This window comes from Amycolatopsis anabasis (assembly GCF_009765355.1).
Taxonomy (GTDB): Bacteria; Actinomycetota; Actinomycetes; order Mycobacteriales; family Pseudonocardiaceae; genus Amycolatopsis; species Amycolatopsis anabasis.
The window spans coordinates 15,953-33,229 of sequence record NZ_VTHK01000056.1; the positions used below are offsets into that span (position 1 = coordinate 15,953).

Here is a 17,277-nt window from a genome sequence, read left to right on the forward strand (position 1 = left end):
GGGGTCCGAAAGTGCTGCCACTTTCGGGCCCCGCCGTTCAGTACTCGTACGGATCTTCCGGCGCGGGCACGCGGCGGACGTTCGACAGCGTGAGGGTCGGCGTCATGCCGTTCTCCCTGGTCGAGGAGCCGGGAACGACCTGGCCGACGGCCTCGATCCAGGTGTCCGCCGGGAGCGCCGCCACCCCCGGCCCGTCCAGCCGCACGGTCTGCGGGCGCGCGTCCGCCGCGCAGCAGCTGATCACCATCCGGGCGAGCAGGGTCGACCCGCCGGAATGCACGACGAACCCGGAGAGCGACACGGTCCGGCCGTTCAGCGAACCGGTCGAGTCCCAACCGGCCCGGGTGACGAACACCGACACCGAAAGCGGCACCACGTCCCCGGGCGGGAGCGGTGGGAACGCCTGGGCGTCCAGGGCCTGCGCGCTACTGCTCGGCAGCCGCGCCTGGGAGCGCGCCACGGAATCCGAGCCGAGCGCGGGCGGCGCGATCAGGAACACCGCGAGCACCGGCACCATCAGCAGCCACGCCGAACGCGCCGAATGGGCCCCGTGGTCGTGCCCGTGGTCGAGCGGATCCGCGGCGGCGGCCCGGCGCGCGGCCAGGACGTCCCGCACGATCGCGATCGCCCCCAGCGCGAGCATCACCGCCCCGCCGCCGATCACCCACGGCTGGTGCGCGGGCCGGACGTAACGCAGGTAGTCGCCGTTGAGCGCGATCTTCAGCAGCGCCCCGCCGAGCAGGATCAGCAGGATGTTCTGGGTTTCGCGGCGCATCACGCACCCCCGAGCAGCAGCCAGCCGGACAGCACCGCGCAGCCGATCGCGACCACGAACGTCACCGGCGCGAACCGGAGCGCGAAGGACCGGCCGAACGTTCCGGCCTGCAACGCGAACAGCTTGACGTCGACCGCGGGGCCGACCACCAGGAACACCAGTTTCGGCAGCAGCGGCAACGCGGTCAGCGAGGCCGCCACGAACGCGTCGGCCTCGCTGCACAGCGCCAGCAGGACCGCGAGCACCGCCATCACCAGCACGCCGAGCACGAGCTGATCGGACAGCACCCCGAACCACTGGGCGGGCACCAGCACCCCGAGTGCCGCGGAGATCAGCGCGCCGAGCACCAGGAAACCGCCCGCCTCCACCAGATCGGTCCGCGCGGTCTCCACGAACGTCTTCCAGCGCCCGCGCCCCTCGGTCTCGGGCAGCCGCCGCAGGGCACGTTCGACGATCCACTCGAGCTTGCCGAACCGCGCCCACAGCAGGCCCATCACCACCGCGGTGCCCAGCGAACCGAGGAACCGGGCCAGCACCAGCTCGGGCTTCCCGGGAAACGCGACCGCGGTGGCCACCAGCACCACCGGGTTCACCGCGGGCGCGGCGAGCAGGAAGGTCAGCGCGGCGGCGGGCGCGACGCCCTGGCCCATCAACCGGCGAGCCACCGGGACGGACGCGCATTCGCAGCCCGGCAGCGCGACCCCGGCCAGGCCCGCGACGCCGACCGCGGCGCTCTGTCGCCGGGGCAGCACCTTCCGCAACACCTTCGCGGGCACGTACGCCGCGATCGCGCCGCTGATCAGCACCCCCAGGACGAGGAACGGCAACGCCTGCACGCACACCGCGACGAAGACCGTGGAACCGGTGCGCAGCGCGGGCACGTCGAGCACCCGCTGCAGCCAGGACTGCGCCAGGATCGCCACGAGCAGGATCGCGCAGAGCACCTCGATCGAGGTGATCCGCCAGCGGCCCCGGCCGGGCGGCTTCTCGCGGCCCACCGCGCTGTCGGAAACGATTTCCACTCCGCCGATGATGCCAGCGAACTAGTCGGCGCCCTCGTCCGGGACCAGGCCGAGCAGATCGGCGCGCAGCTGCGAGGCGGTCGACACCACGAGCATCAGCAACGTGCCCAGCGGCGCGAGATCCATCCCCTCGGCCGGGAAGGCGTAGCGCAACGTCATGTCGAGCCCGCGGTCGGTGTGCACCACGCCGAGCGTGCCGAACAGGCCCTGCCCCGCGCGTTCGGCCGCGGCGATCGCGAGTTTGTCGTCGTCCGGGAGATCCCAGCCGACCACGCAGGTGAGGCTCAGCACGGTGAGGCCCTCGGCGAGCCGGGTCGCCTGCACGAAACACGGCACCCCGGCGTGTTTGAAGGTCAGCACGCCGTCGTCGTCGACGTGCACCTCCAGGTACCGCTCGAGCGATTCGCGGGCGCGGGTGAGCAGGGCGGCGGTATCGGCCGCTTCGGTGGTCATCGTTTGCCCTCCGCGGCCGCGTCGACGGCGGCGCCGAACCGGCGGTCGCGTTTGGCGAACTCCAGGCACGCCCGCCACAGGTGGGTGCGGTCGAAATCGGGGAAGAGCGTGTCCTGGTAGACCATTTCCGCGTAGGCCGACTGCCAGAGCAGGAAGTTCGAGGTGCGCTGCTCCCCCGACGGGCGCAGGAACAGGTCCACGTCCGGCATCTCCGGCTGGTACAGGTACTTGCCGATGGTGCGCTCGTCCACCTTCTCCGGGTTGATCTTGCCCTCGGCGGCGAGCCGCGCGATCTGCCGCACCGCGTCGCCGAGTTCCGCGCGGCCGCCGTAGTTGACGCACATGGTCATGTTCAGCTTGGTGTTGTGCTTGGTCTTCTCCTCGGCGACCTGCAGCTCCTTGATGACGCTGCGCCACAGCTTCGGCCGGCGGCCGGCCCAGCGGATCCGGACCCCGATCGATCCGAGGTAGTCCACCTGGCGGCGGATGGTGTCCCGGTTGAAGCCCATCAGGAAGCGCACCTCCTCGGGGCTGCGCTTCCAGTTCTCGGTGGAGAAGGCGTACACCGAGAGCCATTTGACGCCGAGTTCGACGGCCCCGCTGGCCACGTCGATCATCACGGCCTCGCCGCGTTTGTGCCCCTCGATCCGGGGCAGGCCGCGCTGGTTGGCCCACCGGCCGTTGCCGTCCATCACCAGGGCCACGTGGTGGGGCACGAGTTCGGCCGGGATCTCCGGCGGCCGGGCCCCGGAGGGATGCGGATCCGGTGGCCGCAACTCGTACCGTGACGCCGTGACCTCGCGTCCCCTGCGCCGCACCTGATTCCTCCCGGAGCCGTCGGACTACATCGCCCGACCGACCCTACTTGCCCGCCACGGGGGCCTCGCGAGCGCGCCGCTCCACCAAGGGCAGCGAGCGGAGCTGCCGTTCCAGATGCCACTGCAGATGGGCGGCGACCAGGCCGCTCGCGTCGCGGCGCGGACCGGCGAGCGACGCCTCGGCCACGTCCCAGTCGCCGTGCAGCAGGGCTTCCAGCAGCACCAGGACCTCCGGCGCCGGATGCACCGAACCGGGCACCCGGCAGGTGCCGCACATCGAACCGCCGGCCTGGACGCTGAACGCGTTGTGCGGACCGGGCAGCCCGCAGCGGGCGCATTCGGTGATCGCCGGCGCCCAGCCCGCGAAGGCCATGGCGCGCAGCAGGAAGGCGTCGAGCACGAGCGAAGCGTCCCGCTGCCCGTCGGCGAGCGCCCGCAACGCCCCGGTGACCAGGAGGTACAGCCGCAGCGCGGGCTCCCCCTCCTCGGCCGAAAGCCGGTCGGCGGTTTCGGTGATCGCGCTGGCGGCGGTGTAGCGCTGGTAGTCGCCGACGAGCGGCAGCGCGAAGGCGTCCACGGTTTCGACCTGCGTGATCACGTCGAGCGTGCGCCCGGTGTAGAACTGGACGTCCACGTGGCCGAAGGGCTCGAGCCGGGCGCCGAAGCGCGAACTGGTGCGGCGCACGCCCTTGGCCACCGCGCGGACCTTCCCGTGCCGGCGGGTGAGCAGGGTGATGATCCGATCGGCCTCACCCAGCTTGTGCACGCGCAGCACGATCCCGGTGTCGCGGTACAGACTCACCGGACTATCGTCCCACGACCGGATGACAAAACGCGGTCAGCGCGCCCGAAGCCGCGAGGGCGTTCAGGCGCGCCGACCGCGCGTTGTCCGGTGCTGTCTAGTAGGAAGCGGCCAGGGCGAGGCCGAAGATGACCCAGAGGATGCCCAGCAGGCAGCCGATGCCGCCGATGATCGTCGCGATCAGGCACAGCGTCTTGGTGGTCTTCGAGGCTTCCTGGGCCGCGACCAGGTTGCCCTGCATCTTGTAGGTGTTGACCTCGTTGGACTTCATGATCGCGAAGATCGCGAGGATCCAGCACAGGAAGATGCAGCCGATGGCCCAGCCCTTGTAGTCCGGGATGTCCTGGGCGTTGCCGGGCCCGCCGTAACCGCCACCGGGCGCGCCGTACGCGGGCTGGCCGTACGGGGCCGGCTGGCCGTAGGGCGCGGGCTGGCCATACGGCGGCGAGGGCTGGCCGTACGGCGCGGGCACCCCGCCCGAGGGCGGTCCGTAGCCCGGCGTCGGCTGCGGACCGGAAGGCTGCTGGCCGTAGGGCTGCTGGCCGTATGGATTCGTCATCTAGGGCGCTCCCCCTAAGTCGTTCTTGGTACATCCTGCGGGGAGGGGCCCCAGACAGGAACTTCGGTGGCAAACCGCTGCGCGGGAGCGTACCCTGTGCCGCCGCGCTCGAGGGGCCGAGTGGGGAAATCGGGTGAAACCCCAGCGTCCCCAGGTCGGCTCGCGCCACCTGGCCGCTTCGACGCGGCCGGATGGCCCCCGGTTCCCGCCTAAACGTAGAGACTTGTGAACGGCGCGAAGGGCAGGTTCCGCACCACGAACCACACCACGAACGCCACGCCGACCACGATCGGCGTCCAGCGCCAGTGCAGCCAGCTGTTGACCGCGCGGCCGCGCCAGCGCCCCACCGCCCAGGCCGCCGTGCTCCACACGAACAGCAGCGCGAACACGAACGTGAGCGCGTTGTAGTGCAGCGCGGCGGGCACATCGCCGTGCAGCAGGCTGTACACCATCCGCATCCCGCCGCAGCCGGGGCAGTCGATGCCCAGGTACGCCTTGGTGGGACACACCGGGAGCGGGCCGCCCGGGGTGGTCGGATCGCCCCACCACACCACCGCGCAGCACAGGCCCGCCCCGCCCACCACGGCGAGCGGCGGGCCGACGGCGCGCAGCCGGGACCGCCAGTCGCGGGCCGGGACGCCGGTGTAGACGCTGGTCGTCACGGGCACCCGCCCACGATAACCGGGGTCACGGGGTGAGCTCCCGCAGACTCACCCCGGCGATCACCAGCATCACGACCAGGAAGATGATGTAGAGCAGGATCAGGATCCCGACCGAGATCGCCGACCACATCGCCCACTTCTTCGCGCTCTCGGCCGATTTCCGCGCCTCGTCGTGGAAACCCTGGAACCAGAGCGTGTTGACCTGGCTGGATTTCACGATGGCCACGATGCCCAGCGGCATGCAGCACAGCACGGTGGTGAGGATGGCCCACACCAGGTAGTTCTCCGGTGGCGGGCCGTACGCGGGCGGACCGTAGGGCGGGCCCATCGGGTACTGCCCCGGCTGCTGGCCGTACCCGTCCGGATACTGCGGATAAGGACTCGTCACCGGTCACTCCCCTTCTCCCTGCCACGGACCGGCCCTGAGACTACGGCCGGGGCCCCGGCGGTTCCCGCCGGAGGGGAGAAAACAGGTCAGAACCCGAGACGGCGGAGTTGCTTGGGGTCGCGCTGCCAGTCCTTGGCGACCTTGACGTGCAGATCCAGGTAGACCTTGCTGCCGAGCAGCGCCTCGATGTGCCGCCGCGCCTCGGCGCCGACCTTCTTCAGCCGCTCCCCCTTGTGCCCCAGGATGATGCCCTTCTGGCTGGGCCGCTCCACGTAGAGCAGCGCGTGCACGTCGACCAGATCGTCCCGGTCCTCGCGCGGCAGCATCTCCTCCACGGTGACCGCGATGGAATGCGGCAGCTCGTCGCGCACGCCCTCGAGCGCGGCCTCGCGGATCAGCTCGGCGACCAGGGTCTGCTCGGGCTCGTCGGTGAGGTCGCCGTCCGGGTACAGCGGCGGGCCGTCCGGAAGCCGCCGCACCAGGAGGTCGGCCAGCGTGCTCACCTGGTAACCGTCCACAGCGGACACCGGCACCAGCTCGGCGAACTCGAGCACGTCCTGCAGCGCGAGGAGTTGCTCGGCGATCCGCTCGGGGGTGGCCAGATCGGTCTTGGTGACCACGCCGATCACCGGAGTCCGCCGGGCGATCTTGGCCAGTTCGCCCGCGATGAACCGGTCGCCCGGCCCGATCTTCTCGTTCGCCGGCACGCAGAATCCCACGACGTCCACTTCGGACCAGGTGGAGTGCACGATGTCGTTGAGCCGCTCGCCGAGCAGCGTGCGCGGGCGGTGCAGTCCCGGGGTGTCCACGATGACCAGCTGCGCGTCCGGGCGGTGCACGATCCCGCGGATCGCGTGCCGGGTGGTCTGCGGTTTGCTGGAGGTGATCGCGACCTTGCTGCCGACGAGCGCGTTGGTCAACGTGGACTTGCCGGCGTTGGGGCGCCCGACGAAACAGGCGAACCCGGACCGGAACTCGGGGGCGGCGGTGCTCATCCGTACATTCTCCCGTACCGGAATAGCACCGCCGCCGCCCGGTCGGTCAGCGCAGCGTTTGCTGGACGGTGCCCGACGGGTCCGCGCGGAAGATCGGCGCCTTCCCGGACAGATCCCGGACCGCGTGCACGGATGCCTCCTGCAGCAGCGGCTCGTCGGTGACGACCGCGACCGCCTCCAGCCCCTCGGCCCCGCTGGACACCGCGGCGGCGACCGCCGCCTGGACCGCGGTGATCTTGAACGACGGCAGGTCGATCGTCGTCGCCGCGTAGGTGCGGCCGTCGGTGTCCCGGACCGCGGCGCCTTCGGCGGCCTGGGTGCGGGCGCGGGCGGACCGGGCGAGGGTCACGATCTTCTCGTCCTCAGGGTCCAGATCAGGCATGTTCGACACTCCTGTCGCGCTCGTCGTCATCATTGGCGGGCGGCCGCAACCGGCGCCCGGCGATCCGGTCATCACAAGCGTGCACGACCACCGTGGTGATCCGCATCCGTCCGCGGCGGTCCTTTCCGCCCTCCGCGTGCAGCCGCAAGCCCGCCACCTCGGCCTCCGCGCCCGGCAGCGGAACCCGGCCGAGGCTTTCGGCGAGCAGCCCGCCCACGGTTTCCACATCGTGGTCGTCGAGTTCGATCCCGAACAGTTCGCCGAGGTCGTCGACGCCGAGCCGGGCCGACACCCGCACCGAACGGTCGTCGAGGTATTCCACCGGCGGCCGTTCGTCGGTGTCGGATTCGTCGGTGATCTCGCCGACGATCTCCTCCAGGATGTCCTCGATGGACAGCAGCCCGGCGATACCGCCGTACTCGTCGACCGCGATCGCCATGTGGTTGTGCGAGAGCTGCATTTCCTTGAGCAGTTCGTCGAGGCGTTTGGAGTCGGGCACGAAACTGGCCGGGTTCATCAGCTCGCCGACCTCGCGGCCCGGTCCGCCCTCGGCCATGTAGGCGGGCATCAGGTCCTTGATGTTGGCGACGCCGACGATGTCGTCGACCGATTCGCCGATCACCGGGATCCGGGTGAACCCGGTGCGCAGCGCGAGGGCGAGGGCCTGCCGCACGGTTTTGGTCCGCTCGATCCAGACGATCTCGGTGCGCGGCACCATCACTTCGCGCGCGACGGTGTCCCCGAGTTCGAACACCGAGTGGATCATCTCGCGCTCGGAGGCTTCGACGACACCGCGTTCCTGCGCCAGGTCGACCAGTTCGCGCAGTTCGACCTCGGAGGTGAACGGCCCTTCCCGGAACCCCTTGCCCGGGGTGATCGCGTTACCGAGCACGATCAGCAAGCGGGACAGCGGGCCCAGCACCGAACCGAGCACGCGGACCGGGCCCGCGACGAGCGTGCCGACGCGGTACGGGTGCTGGCGCCCGATGGTCCGCGGCCCGACCCCGATCAGCACGTAGCTGACCACGACCATGACCAGCGCGGCGGTGACGACGGCGAGCCAGACCGGTTCGATCCAGCGTAGGAAGACCACGGTGACCAGGACCGTCGAGGTCAGCTCGCAACCCATCCGCAGCAACAGCAGCAGGTTGATGTGGCGCCGCCGCTCGGCGATCACCGCGGCGAGCTGACGCGCGCCGACCCGGCCGAGCCGGACCAGACCCTCGGCGCGGGCCTGCGACACCGTGCTCACCGCCGCGTCGGCGGCCGCGAAGATTCCGCCCAGCAGCACCAGAACGACCGCGACGATCAGCAGCGCCGTCGAACTCGCCATGATCAGTGCCCTTTCGAGAACGCGCGTCCGCGATCGCGTTGACAGGGCGCTCCCGAGGAGGTCATCTCGCGTTTCAGCGGAATGACGCCCTGCCCCCGCGATAGCGGGACCTTCGGCCGGGCGCGTTCCCCGGGTCGATTTGGTCCGTCATGTACCACTTTGGCAACACAGCCTCAGGCGCCCTCCGCGGGCCCGCCGTCGAGGCCCGCCGCGCCGAGCAGCCGATCGTCGTTGCTGCGCTGCGCGTGCTGGCGTTTGGCGGCGGCCGAGGCGGCCCGGAACTCGCCGAGGATCCGCTTCTGCAGCCCGAACATCTCGCGTTCCTCAGCAGGTTCGGCGTGGTCGTAGCCGAGCAGGTGCAGGACGCCGTGCACGGTCAGCAGGTGCAGTTCGTCGAGCAGCGAATGGCCCGCGGTTCGCGCCTGTTCCTTGGCGAATCCGGGGCACAGCACGATGTCCCCGAGCAGCGCGGGCGAGGCGTCCGCGGCGTCCGGGCGGCGGGCCGAGTCCAGTTCGTCCATCGGGAAGGCCATCACGTCGGTGGGACCGGGCAGGTCCATCCACCGCTCGTGCAGGTCTTCCATCACGTCCAGGGTGACCAGCAGGACGGACAGCTCGGCGAGCGGGCTGACCTCCATCTTGTCCAGCGCGAACCGCGCCGCCGCGACGATGGAGGTCTCGTCCACGGGCACGCCCGACTCGTTCGCGATCTCAATGCTCACGGCTTCTCCCCCGCTCCGCGCGCGTCACCCCGCGAAACGGGATCTCACTTTGCGTGCCAATCACGAGCGACGACCCTTCCAGCCGTTGCCGTTGGCGTCCTGGACGGCCTGCCACTTCTCGTACGCGTCGACGATGTCGCCGACCAGCCGGTGGCGCACCACGTCGTGGCTGGTGAGCGTGGCGAAGTGCAGGTCCTCGACGCCTTCCAGGATCTCGCGCACGACGCGCAGGCCGCTGCGCTGCCCGGTGGGCAGGTCGACCTGGGTCACGTCACCGGTCACCACGATCTTGGAGCCGAAGCCGAGCCGGGTGAGGAACATCTTCATCTGCTCGGGCGTGGTGTTCTGCGCCTCGTCCAGGATGATGAACGCGTCGTTGAGCGTGCGACCGCGCATGTAGGCCAGCGGCGCGATCTCGATCGTGCCGGCCTGGATCAGCCGCGGGATGGAGTCCGGATCGACCATGTCGTGCAGCGCGTCGTACAGCGGCCGCAGGTACGGGTCGATCTTCTCGTAGAGCGTGCCGGGCAGGTAACCGAGCCGCTCGCCCGCCTCGACCGCGGGCCGGGTCAGGATGATCCGGGTGACCTGCTTGGCCTGCAACGCCTGCACGGCCTTGGCCATCGCGAGGTACGTCTTGCCGGTACCGGCCGGGCCGATCCCGAAGACCACGGTGTGCGCGTCGATCGCGTCCACGTACCGCTTCTGGTTCAACGTCTTCGGCCGGATGGTCCGCCCGCGCCGGGACAGGATGTCCATGCTGAGGACTTCGGCGGGCGATTCGGCGCCACCCGCGGACAGCATCGCGACGGTCCTGCGCACGGTGTCCGGGCCCACCTGCTGCCCCTTGCCGGCGAGCGTCACCAGTTCCGCGAACACCCGCTCGGCGAACGCGACCTCGGCGGGCGCCCCGGTCAGCGTGACCTCGTTGCCCCGCACGTGGACGTCGGCTTCGAGGAGGTCTTCCGCCACCCGGAGGTTCTCGTCCCGGGAACCGAGCAGCGTCAGCGCCGCCGCGTCCGGTATCGGAAATCTGGACTGTGCTGCCTTGGTAGCAGTCTCGGTGGTGACCTCTTCGGTCGTCGACTGCGGATCGGGGACGTCCCTGGGAACGTCGGATCGGGCGGCTCCACCCTGTGCGGTACCGGCCACGTGCCCTCGGGCCTGCTTCCTGCGCCTGCTTGCGCTACTCAACTGCGGAACATACGGACCCCACGATGCTAGCCGCATCGCCCCGCCACGCGCAGTCCGGTTTGCACACAGAGGGTGGCTCAGCCCCCGTACCGCCCGAAGAACCCGAGCTGCTCCCCGCCCAGCACATGGGCGTGCACGTGGAACACCGTCTGCCCGGCGTCACTCTCCGTGTTGAACACCACCCGATACCCCGACTCGACGATCCCCTCCAACTCGGCCACCTTCTCGGCCGCCCCGATCACCTCACCGAGCAATCCGGCATCCGCCGCCGCCAACTCCGCCACGTTCCGATACCGAACCTTCGGCACTACCAACACATGAGTTTTCGCCTGCGGATTGATATCCCGAAACGCCAACACCCGCTCAGTCTCATAGACCACCTCCGCGGGAATCTCACGCGCAATAATCCGCTCAAACAACGTCTCCGCGTCACTCATACCCCGCACCCTATCGCCCCCCAAACACGGAACTCCCACGACCGAAACGAGGGACACGCGGCACCCAAAGCAACCACTCACCCAAACCGCGGATGGGGGTCCGGGGGCGCAGCCCCCGGCTGGGGGTCTGGGGGTTTGACCCCCAGAAAGAAAGCGATCATCCCCACCGCAGGGCAGGTGGGCGCGCAGCGAAGCAAAGCGCCCACCAACTAAGACGCCGCGGGGCGATGGAGCCTGGGGGTCGCTCCACCGCCGCCGCGGCTTGCCGCCGGACCGAGGGGGGAGGTGTCCGGCGGGGACGTCAGCACGCCGGGGTTTCGTTCCCCCAGCGCACCGAAACCGTGTGTGGCGCGTTAGTTAACAAGCGTAACGGCTATCCCCGCCTTCGCGCCATAACTCGCCGAAAAATCCACCCAGAAAATTTCCAGGTTTCGAAGACAGGCGGTACCTGAGCTGACAAACGGTCAGCTCCAGCGGCTGGTGAGCGCGCCGAGTGCGCCCAGCGCAACCGCCGCCGCGGTGGAGGTACGCAGGACCGTGGGCCCGAGGCGGACGGGAACGGCCCCGGCCGCGGTGAGCGCGGCGAGTTCCTCCTCGGCGATGCCGCCCTCCGGGCCGACCACCAGCACCAGCTCCCCGTCGGCGGGCAGATCGACCTCGGGCAGCCGCCGTTCCGCGGTCGCTTCGAGTACGAAAGCGGCCGCCGCGCCGCGGACCGTTTCGGCCAGGGCGGCGGTGTCCACCGGCGGGCCGACCCGCGGGACCCGGGACCGCCGGGCCTGTTTCGCCGCGGCCCGCGCGGTGTTCTGCCAGCGGCTGAGTGCCTTGGCGCCGCGGGGGCCGTCGTCCCAGCGCGCGATGCTGCGGGCGGCCCGCCACGGGAGCACCGCGTCCGCCCCGGCCTCGGTGGCCAGTTCGACGGCGAGTTCGCCGCGGTCGCCCTTGGCCAGGGCTTGGGCGACGGTGACCCGCACGCGCGGGGGCGGTTCGGTCCGGCGCCGTTCGACGATCAGCGTCAGCGCGGCGTCCCGCCCGGTCCGGACGTCGTCGACCACGCAGTCGGCGAGCCCGCCGTCGCCGTCGGAGAGCACGAGCCGTTCCCCGGCGCGAATCCGGCGCACGGTCGCGGCGTGCCGGGCCTCCTCGCCCTCGAGCACCGCACGCTCGACGCCGGGCAGTTCGTCGACCAGGAACACCGGCGGCGTGGTCTCGGGCACCTACTTGTGGCTCTTCGCGCGCAGCTTGGAGAACAGCCCGCCGTGCGTCCGGCCGTTGGTGGCCAGCGTCGGCACCTCTTCGCCGCGTTCCTGCGCGAGCTGCAGCAGGAGGTCCCGCTGGGTGTCGTCGATCTTGGTCGGCACCACGACGTCGATGTGCACGTGCAGGTCGCCCCGCCCGTCCACGCGACCGGACGAACGCAGCCGCGGCATGCCCTTGCCGGTGAGCACCAGTTCGGTGGCCGGCTGGGTACCCGGTTCGATGGTGAGGTCGTACTCGCCGTCGATCAGCGTCTCGATCGGCACGGTGGCGCCGAGCGCGGCGGTGGTCATCGGGATCCGGAAGTTGCAGTGCAGGTCGTGGCCCTGGCGGACGAAGACCTCGTGCGGTTCCTCGTCGACCTCGACGTAGAGGTCGCCGGCGGGGCCGCCGCCCGCGCCGACCTCGCCCTGCCCGGAGAGCCGGATCCGCATGCCGTCGCCGACGCCGGGCGGGATCTTCGCGGTCACCGTGCGCCGGGCGCGGACCCGGCCGTCGCCGCCGCACTGCTGGCACGGTTCGGTGATGACCTCGCCGAAGCCGTGGCACACCGGGCACGGACGGGCGGTGACCACCTGGCCGAGGAAGGACCGCTGCACGGACTGGATCTCGCCCTGGCCGCCGCAGGTGTCGCAGGTCTGGGTGGTCGCGCCCTTCGCGGTGCCGGCGCCGCGGCACAGGTCGCAGAGGATCGCCGTGTCGACCGCGATCTCCTTGTTCACCCCGGTCGCGCATTCCTCGAGAGTGAGGCCGAGGCGGATCAGCGCGTCCGAACCGGGCTGCACCCGGCTGCGCGGGCCGCGCCCGCGGCCGCCGCCCCCGGAGGCCGCCCCGAAGAACGCGTCCATGATGTCGCCGAGCCCGCCGAAACCGGAGAACGGGTCGCGCATCCCGCCGCCCCCGGCGCCGTTGTCCATCGGGTCGCCGCCGAGGTCGACGATCTTGCGCTTCTGCGGATCGGACAGAACCTCGTACGCGGTGGTGACCTCGGCGAAGCGGTGCTGCGCGTCGTCGGACGGGTTCACGTCCGGGTGCAGCTCACGGGCGAGCTTGCGATACGCGCGCTTGATCTCCTGATCGGTCGCGTTCTTGGCCACCCCGAGAGTGCCGTAGTAGTCCCTCGCCACCGTCTTGACGTCCTCCTAGTACCCGAAAAGCTCGTTCGCCGGCTACTTGCCGGCCAGGATCCGGCCCACGTAGTTCGCGACCGCGCGCACCGCGGCGATCGTGCTCGGATAGTCCATCCGCGTGGGCCCGACCACCCCCATACCGCCGAGCAGCATGTCATCACTGCCGTAGCCGATCGACACCACCGAAGTGCTGCGCATCTGCTCGTCCTCATTTTCCTCACCGATGCGCACGGTGACCGCACCGGGGTTGCGCGCGGCGGCGAGGAGTTTGAGCACCACGACCTGCTCCTCCAGGGCCTCCAGCACCTGCCGGAGCGACCCGGGGAAGTCCGCGACGTTGCGGGTCAGGTTCGCCGTGCCACCGAGCACCAGCCGTTCCTCGGGATGCTCGACCAGCGACTCCACCAGCACGGTACAGACCCGGGTCAGCACGTCGCGCAACTCGGTCGGCGCCTGCTCCGGAAGCTCGGCGACCGAGGAGGCCGCGTCGGTGAGGCGCCGGCCCGCCAGCGCCTGGTTCAGCACGCTGCGCAGCCTGCCCACCTGCTCCTCGGTGACCACGTCGCCGAGGTCGACCGAGCGCTGGTCCACCCGGCCGCTGTCGGTGATCAGCACCAGCATCAGCCGGGCCGGGGTGAGCGGGACCACTTCGAGGTGCCGCACGGTGGAGTTGGTCATCATCGGGTACTGCACGACCGCGACCTGCCGGGTGAGCTGCGCGAGCAGGCGCACCGAGCGGCGCAGCACGTCGTCCAGATCGATCGCGCTGTCCAGGAACGAGATGATCGCCCGGCGCTCGGCGCCGCTCAGCGGTTTGATGTCGGACAGCCGGTCGACGAACAGCCGGTACCCCTTGTCGGTGGGGATCCGCCCGGCGCTGGTGTGCGGCTGGGTGATGTAGCCCTCTTCCTCCAGCGCGGCCATGTCGTTGCGCACGGTCGCGCTGGAGACGCCCAGGTTGTGCCGGTCCACGATGGCCTTGGAGCCGACCGGCTCCTGGTTGGAGACGTAGTCCGCGACGATGGCGCGCAGCACTTCGAAACGGCGCTCGTCGGCGTTGGCCACCGTCACCTCCGCACCCTCGTCGGCAATCCCGGTACCTCGAGTTTACGGAATCCCGCGTCACTCCGGCTGAGGCGCACCAACCTGCCGCCGAAGCGTGTCCAGGTCGCCCAGCACCCAGGCCTCGGTGAGCAACCCGTCACGCGCGGTGAAGAACGCCGCGCCGGAGTAGGCGATGCGGCGGCCGGTGCCGGGCACCCCGAGCAGTTCGCCCTGGTGGTGCCCGGTGTAGGCCAGCCGGGCGGCCGCGCGGTCACCGGCGACCACGAGATCGGTCACCTCGTTGTGGAAGTCCGGGACGGCGGCGCGGACCTTGTCGCGGTAGGCGCGCCAGCCGTCGCGGCCGCGCACCTCGTCCCCGAGCGATCCGCGGAACACGAAGTCCGCGGCGAGCAGCTCGTCCACCGCGCCGTCGTCCCAGGCGTTCCAGGCGTCGGTGTAGAAGCGGTGGACGAGCCCTGCCAGCTGGCTCATGTGTTGCGCGGGAAACCGAGGTTGACCCCGCCGTGCGAGGGATCGAGCCAGCGCGAGGTGACCACCTTGGTCCGGGTGAAGAAGTGGAAACCCTCCGGCCCGTAGGCGTGGCTGTCGCCGAACAGCGAGTCCTTCCACCCGCCGAACGAGTAGTAGCCGACCGGCACCGGGATCGGCACGTTCACGCCGACCATGCCGACCTCGACCTCGTTCTGGAACCGCCGCGCCGCGCCGCCGTCGTTGGTGAAGATCGCGGCGCCGTTGCCGTACGGGTTCGCGTTGATCAGGCCGAGCGCCGCCTCGTAGCTGTCCGCGCGCGCCACCGAGAGCACCGGGCCGAAGATCTCGTCGCGGTAGATCGACATCTCCGGGGTGACCTTGTCGAACAGCGTGGGGCCGAGCCAGAAGCCGCCCGGTTCGCCGTCGACCTCGATCCCGCGCCCGTCCACCACCAGTTCGGCCCCCGCCGACACCCCGGCGTCCACATAGGACGCGACCCGGGCGTGGTGGGCGGCGGTCACCAGGGGCCCCATCTCCGAGGACGGGCGGCGCCCGTCGCCGACCCGCAGCCGGGAGATCCGGTCCGCGATCTTGCGCACCAGCTCGTCGCCGACCGGGTCCACCGCGACCACCACGGACACGGCCATGCACCGCTCCCCCGCGGAGCCGAACCCGGCGGAGACCGCGGCGTCGGCGGCGAGGTCCAGATCGGCGTCCGGCAGCACCACCATGTGGTTCTTCGCGCCGCCGAGCGCCTGCACCCGCTTGCCGTGGCGCGTCCCGGTTTCGTAGACGTAGCGCGCGATCGGGGTGGAGCCGACGAACGAGATCGCCTTGACGACCGGGTGCTCGAGCAGCCCGTCCACCGCGACCTTGTCCCCGTGCAGCACGTTCAGCACGCCGTCGGGCAGGCCCGCCTCGGCGAACAGCTCGGCGATGAAGTTGGCCGCCGACGGGTCCTTCTCGCTGGGTTTGAGGACCACGGTGTTGCCGCAGGCGATCGCGTTCGGCACGAACCACAGCGGGACCATGGCCGGGAAGTTGAACGGTGAGATCACCCCGACCACGCCGAGGGGCTGCGCGATCGAGTACACGTCGACCCCGGTCGAGGCGCTCTCGTTGAACCCGCCCTTGAGCAGTTGCGCCGCCCCGCAGGCGTATTCCACGTTCTCGATGGCGCGGGCGACCTCCCCGGCCGCGTCCGACTCCACCTTGCCGTGCTCGCTGGTGACGATCTTGGCCAGTTCGTGCTTGCGCGCGGAAAGCAGTTCGCGGAAGGCGAACATGATCCGGGTGCGCGCGGCGAGCGAGGTGTTCCGCCAGGCCGGGAAGGCGCGTGCCGCGGCGGCGACCGCCTCCTCGACCTGTTCGGTCCCCGCGAAGTCGACGTGCGCGCGCACCGAACCGGTGGCCGGGTCGAACACCTCGCCGGTCCGCTCGGCCACCCCCGCCCAGGGCTTGCCGTCGATCCAGTGGCTGATCCGGTTCGTCACTTGGTCTGAGCCTCCTGTGCGCGGGCGATGGATTCGCCGAGAATCTCAAGGCCCTCATCGGTTTCGGCGTCGGTCAGGGTCATCGGCGGGGCCAGCCGGATGACGTTGTTGTGCAGGCCGCCCTTGCCGACCAGCAGCCCGCGTTCCCGGGTCTCCTCCAGCACGGTGGCCGCGGCGGACGGGCTCGGGCCGCCGCCCGGGGCCACGAACTCCAGCCCGATCATCAGGCCCTTGCCCCGGACGTCGCCGAGCACGTCGTACCGCTCCGCGAAACCGCGCAGGCCGCGCAGCAGGCGGTCGCCGAGTTTCGCGGCGTTGCCCTGCAGATCGTGGTCGAGCAGGTAGTCCAAAGTGGCCTTGGCGGCCGCGGTGGAGACCGGGTTGCCGCCGAAGGTGGAGATCGAGTTGGCGTCGATGCAGTCCATCAGGTCGCCGCGGGCGACGACCCCGCCGATGGCCAGCCCGTTGCCCAGGCCCTTCGCGAAGGTCATCGCGTCCGGGGTCACGCCGTGCGCCTGAATGCCCCAGAAGTGCTCCCCGGTCCGGCCCCAGCCGGTCTGCACCTCGTCGGAGATCAGCAGGATCCCGTACTCGTCGAGGATCTCCTTGAACGCGCCGAGCAGCCCGTCCGGCGGCACGTTGAAGCCGCCGACGCCCTGGATCGGCTCGGCGATCAGCGCGGCCACGTCCCCGGCGGTGGTGGTCTGCAGGACGTCCCGCAGATCGTCGACGCAGGCCCGGATGTAGTCGGCGTCGGAAAGGCCGCGGAACGCGTCGCGGTACCGGTAGCCGCCGTGCACGTAGCTGACCTTCACCGGGGACAGCGAACTCGCCGACCAGCCGCGGTTGCCGGTGATGCCGATCGTGGCGAACGCCCGGCCGTGGTAGGAGTTCCGCAGCGCGAGCACCTGGTTGCTGCGGCGGTACTGGGTGGCCAGCATCAGCGCGGTCTCGTTGGCCTCGGTGCCGGAGTTGGTGAAGAACACCTTCGCGTCCGGGATGCCGGAGAGTTCGGCGATCTGCTCGGCAAGTTCGACCTGTTTGCGGATCAGGTACAGCGTGGAGGTGTGCAGCACCCCGGTGTCCACCTGGGTCCGGATCGCGTCGGAGATCTCCGCGACGCCGTACCCGATCGCGTTGGTGAGGATCCCGGCGAAGAAGTCGAGGTAGGTTCGCCCCTGCGCGTCGGTGACGCGCCTGCCCTCCGCCCGCACGATCTCGATCGGCTCCTGGTAGTACAAGGCCAGCCAGTTCGGCAGTACCGCCCGGTGCCGGTCGGCCAGGCTCGCGTCGGTCATCGCGCCTCCAATCGGGTTCGC

The 17,277-nt window shown here is 70.6% G+C and carries 20 protein-coding genes; all 20 read right to left on the minus strand.

Features of this window, described 5'->3' with window-relative positions:
* Window positions 1-37: 37 nt before the first annotated feature.
* Window positions 38-775: a TIGR03943 family putative permease subunit gene (locus FXO23_RS41450; RefSeq protein WP_158892776.1), complete on the minus strand. Its 738-nt coding sequence runs from the start codon at window positions 773-775 to the stop codon at window positions 38-40.
* On the minus strand, window positions 775-1,797 hold the full coding sequence (locus FXO23_RS41455) for a permease (protein WP_158892778.1): 1,023 nt from the start codon (window positions 1,795-1,797) through the stop codon (window positions 775-777). Before FXO23_RS41455 ends, FXO23_RS41450 begins: the two co-directional genes overlap by 1 nt.
* Before the next feature lie 21 nt (window positions 1,798-1,818).
* The gene (locus FXO23_RS41460; protein ID WP_158892780.1) at window positions 1,819-2,250 is read right to left on the minus strand and encodes a hypothetical protein; all 432 of its coding nucleotides are present in this window, start codon (window positions 2,248-2,250) and stop codon (window positions 1,819-1,821) included.
* The gene (locus FXO23_RS41465; RefSeq protein WP_158892782.1) at window positions 2,247-3,068 is read right to left on the minus strand and encodes an isoprenyl transferase; all 822 of its coding nucleotides are present in this window, start codon (window positions 3,066-3,068) and stop codon (window positions 2,247-2,249) included. The genes FXO23_RS41460 and FXO23_RS41465 overlap by 4 nt, the downstream gene beginning before the upstream one ends.
* A 43-nt stretch (window positions 3,069-3,111) precedes the next feature.
* Window positions 3,112-3,870 carry a DNA repair protein RecO gene (gene recO, locus FXO23_RS41470; RefSeq protein ID WP_158892784.1) on the minus strand — a complete coding sequence of 253 codons (759 nt, stop codon included), beginning with the start codon at window positions 3,868-3,870 and terminating at the stop codon, window positions 3,112-3,114.
* Between the two features lie 97 nt (window positions 3,871-3,967).
* Complete coding sequence (locus FXO23_RS41475; protein ID WP_158892786.1) at window positions 3,968-4,429, minus strand: CD225/dispanin family protein; 462 nt, start codon at window positions 4,427-4,429, stop codon at window positions 3,968-3,970.
* 209 nt (window positions 4,430-4,638) lie between these two features.
* Window positions 4,639-5,091 carry a DUF2752 domain-containing protein gene (locus tag FXO23_RS41480; RefSeq protein WP_158892850.1) on the minus strand — a complete coding sequence of 151 codons (453 nt, stop codon included), beginning with the start codon at window positions 5,089-5,091 and terminating at the stop codon, window positions 4,639-4,641.
* A gap of 25 nt (window positions 5,092-5,116) precedes the next feature.
* The gene (locus FXO23_RS41485) at window positions 5,117-5,479 is read right to left on the minus strand and encodes a CD225/dispanin family protein (RefSeq protein ID WP_425484956.1); all 363 of its coding nucleotides are present in this window, start codon (window positions 5,477-5,479) and stop codon (window positions 5,117-5,119) included.
* An 86-nt stretch (window positions 5,480-5,565) separates the two neighbouring features.
* A complete protein-coding gene (gene era / locus FXO23_RS41490) occupies window positions 5,566-6,474 on the minus strand; it encodes a GTPase Era (protein WP_158892788.1) in 909 nt (302 codons plus the stop codon).
* Between the two features lie 46 nt (window positions 6,475-6,520).
* Complete coding sequence (locus FXO23_RS41495) at window positions 6,521-6,856, minus strand: cytidine deaminase (protein ID WP_158892790.1); 336 nt, start codon at window positions 6,854-6,856, stop codon at window positions 6,521-6,523.
* On the minus strand, window positions 6,849-8,189 hold the full coding sequence (locus FXO23_RS41500) for a hemolysin family protein (RefSeq protein WP_158892792.1): 1,341 nt from the start codon (window positions 8,187-8,189) through the stop codon (window positions 6,849-6,851). The genes FXO23_RS41495 and FXO23_RS41500 overlap by 8 nt, the downstream gene beginning before the upstream one ends.
* A gap of 173 nt (window positions 8,190-8,362) precedes the next feature.
* Window positions 8,363-8,911, minus strand: coding sequence for an rRNA maturation RNase YbeY (ybeY, locus tag FXO23_RS41505; protein ID WP_158892794.1), 549 nt, complete (start codon window positions 8,909-8,911; stop codon window positions 8,363-8,365).
* A 60-nt stretch (window positions 8,912-8,971) separates the two neighbouring features.
* Window positions 8,972-10,063 (minus strand): PhoH family protein, encoded by a 1,092-nt coding sequence (locus FXO23_RS41510; protein WP_158892796.1) that lies wholly within the window; start codon window positions 10,061-10,063, stop codon window positions 8,972-8,974.
* A gap of 119 nt (window positions 10,064-10,182) precedes the next feature.
* Window positions 10,183-10,542 (minus strand): histidine triad nucleotide-binding protein, encoded by a 360-nt coding sequence (locus FXO23_RS41515; protein ID WP_158892798.1) that lies wholly within the window; start codon window positions 10,540-10,542, stop codon window positions 10,183-10,185.
* Between the two features lie 464 nt (window positions 10,543-11,006).
* The gene (locus tag FXO23_RS41520) at window positions 11,007-11,759 is read right to left on the minus strand and encodes a 16S rRNA (uracil(1498)-N(3))-methyltransferase (RefSeq protein WP_158892800.1); all 753 of its coding nucleotides are present in this window, start codon (window positions 11,757-11,759) and stop codon (window positions 11,007-11,009) included.
* A complete protein-coding gene (gene dnaJ, locus FXO23_RS41525) occupies window positions 11,760-12,926 on the minus strand; it encodes a molecular chaperone DnaJ (RefSeq protein WP_158892802.1) in 1,167 nt (388 codons plus the stop codon).
* A gap of 42 nt (window positions 12,927-12,968) precedes the next feature.
* On the minus strand, window positions 12,969-13,994 hold the full coding sequence (hrcA, locus tag FXO23_RS41530; RefSeq protein ID WP_158892854.1) for a heat-inducible transcriptional repressor HrcA: 1,026 nt from the start codon (window positions 13,992-13,994) through the stop codon (window positions 12,969-12,971).
* Window positions 13,995-14,051: 57 nt separating this feature from the next.
* A complete protein-coding gene (locus FXO23_RS41535; RefSeq protein ID WP_158892804.1) occupies window positions 14,052-14,465 on the minus strand; it encodes an ester cyclase in 414 nt (137 codons plus the stop codon).
* A complete protein-coding gene (locus tag FXO23_RS41540; protein ID WP_158892806.1) occupies window positions 14,462-15,958 on the minus strand; it encodes a CoA-acylating methylmalonate-semialdehyde dehydrogenase in 1,497 nt (498 codons plus the stop codon). The genes FXO23_RS41535 and FXO23_RS41540 overlap by 4 nt, the downstream gene beginning before the upstream one ends.
* Window positions 15,955-17,256: an aspartate aminotransferase family protein gene (locus FXO23_RS41545; RefSeq protein WP_158892808.1), complete on the minus strand. Its 1,302-nt coding sequence runs from the start codon at window positions 17,254-17,256 to the stop codon at window positions 15,955-15,957. The genes FXO23_RS41540 and FXO23_RS41545 overlap by 4 nt, the downstream gene beginning before the upstream one ends.
* Between the last annotated feature and the right edge of the window lie 21 nt (window positions 17,257-17,277).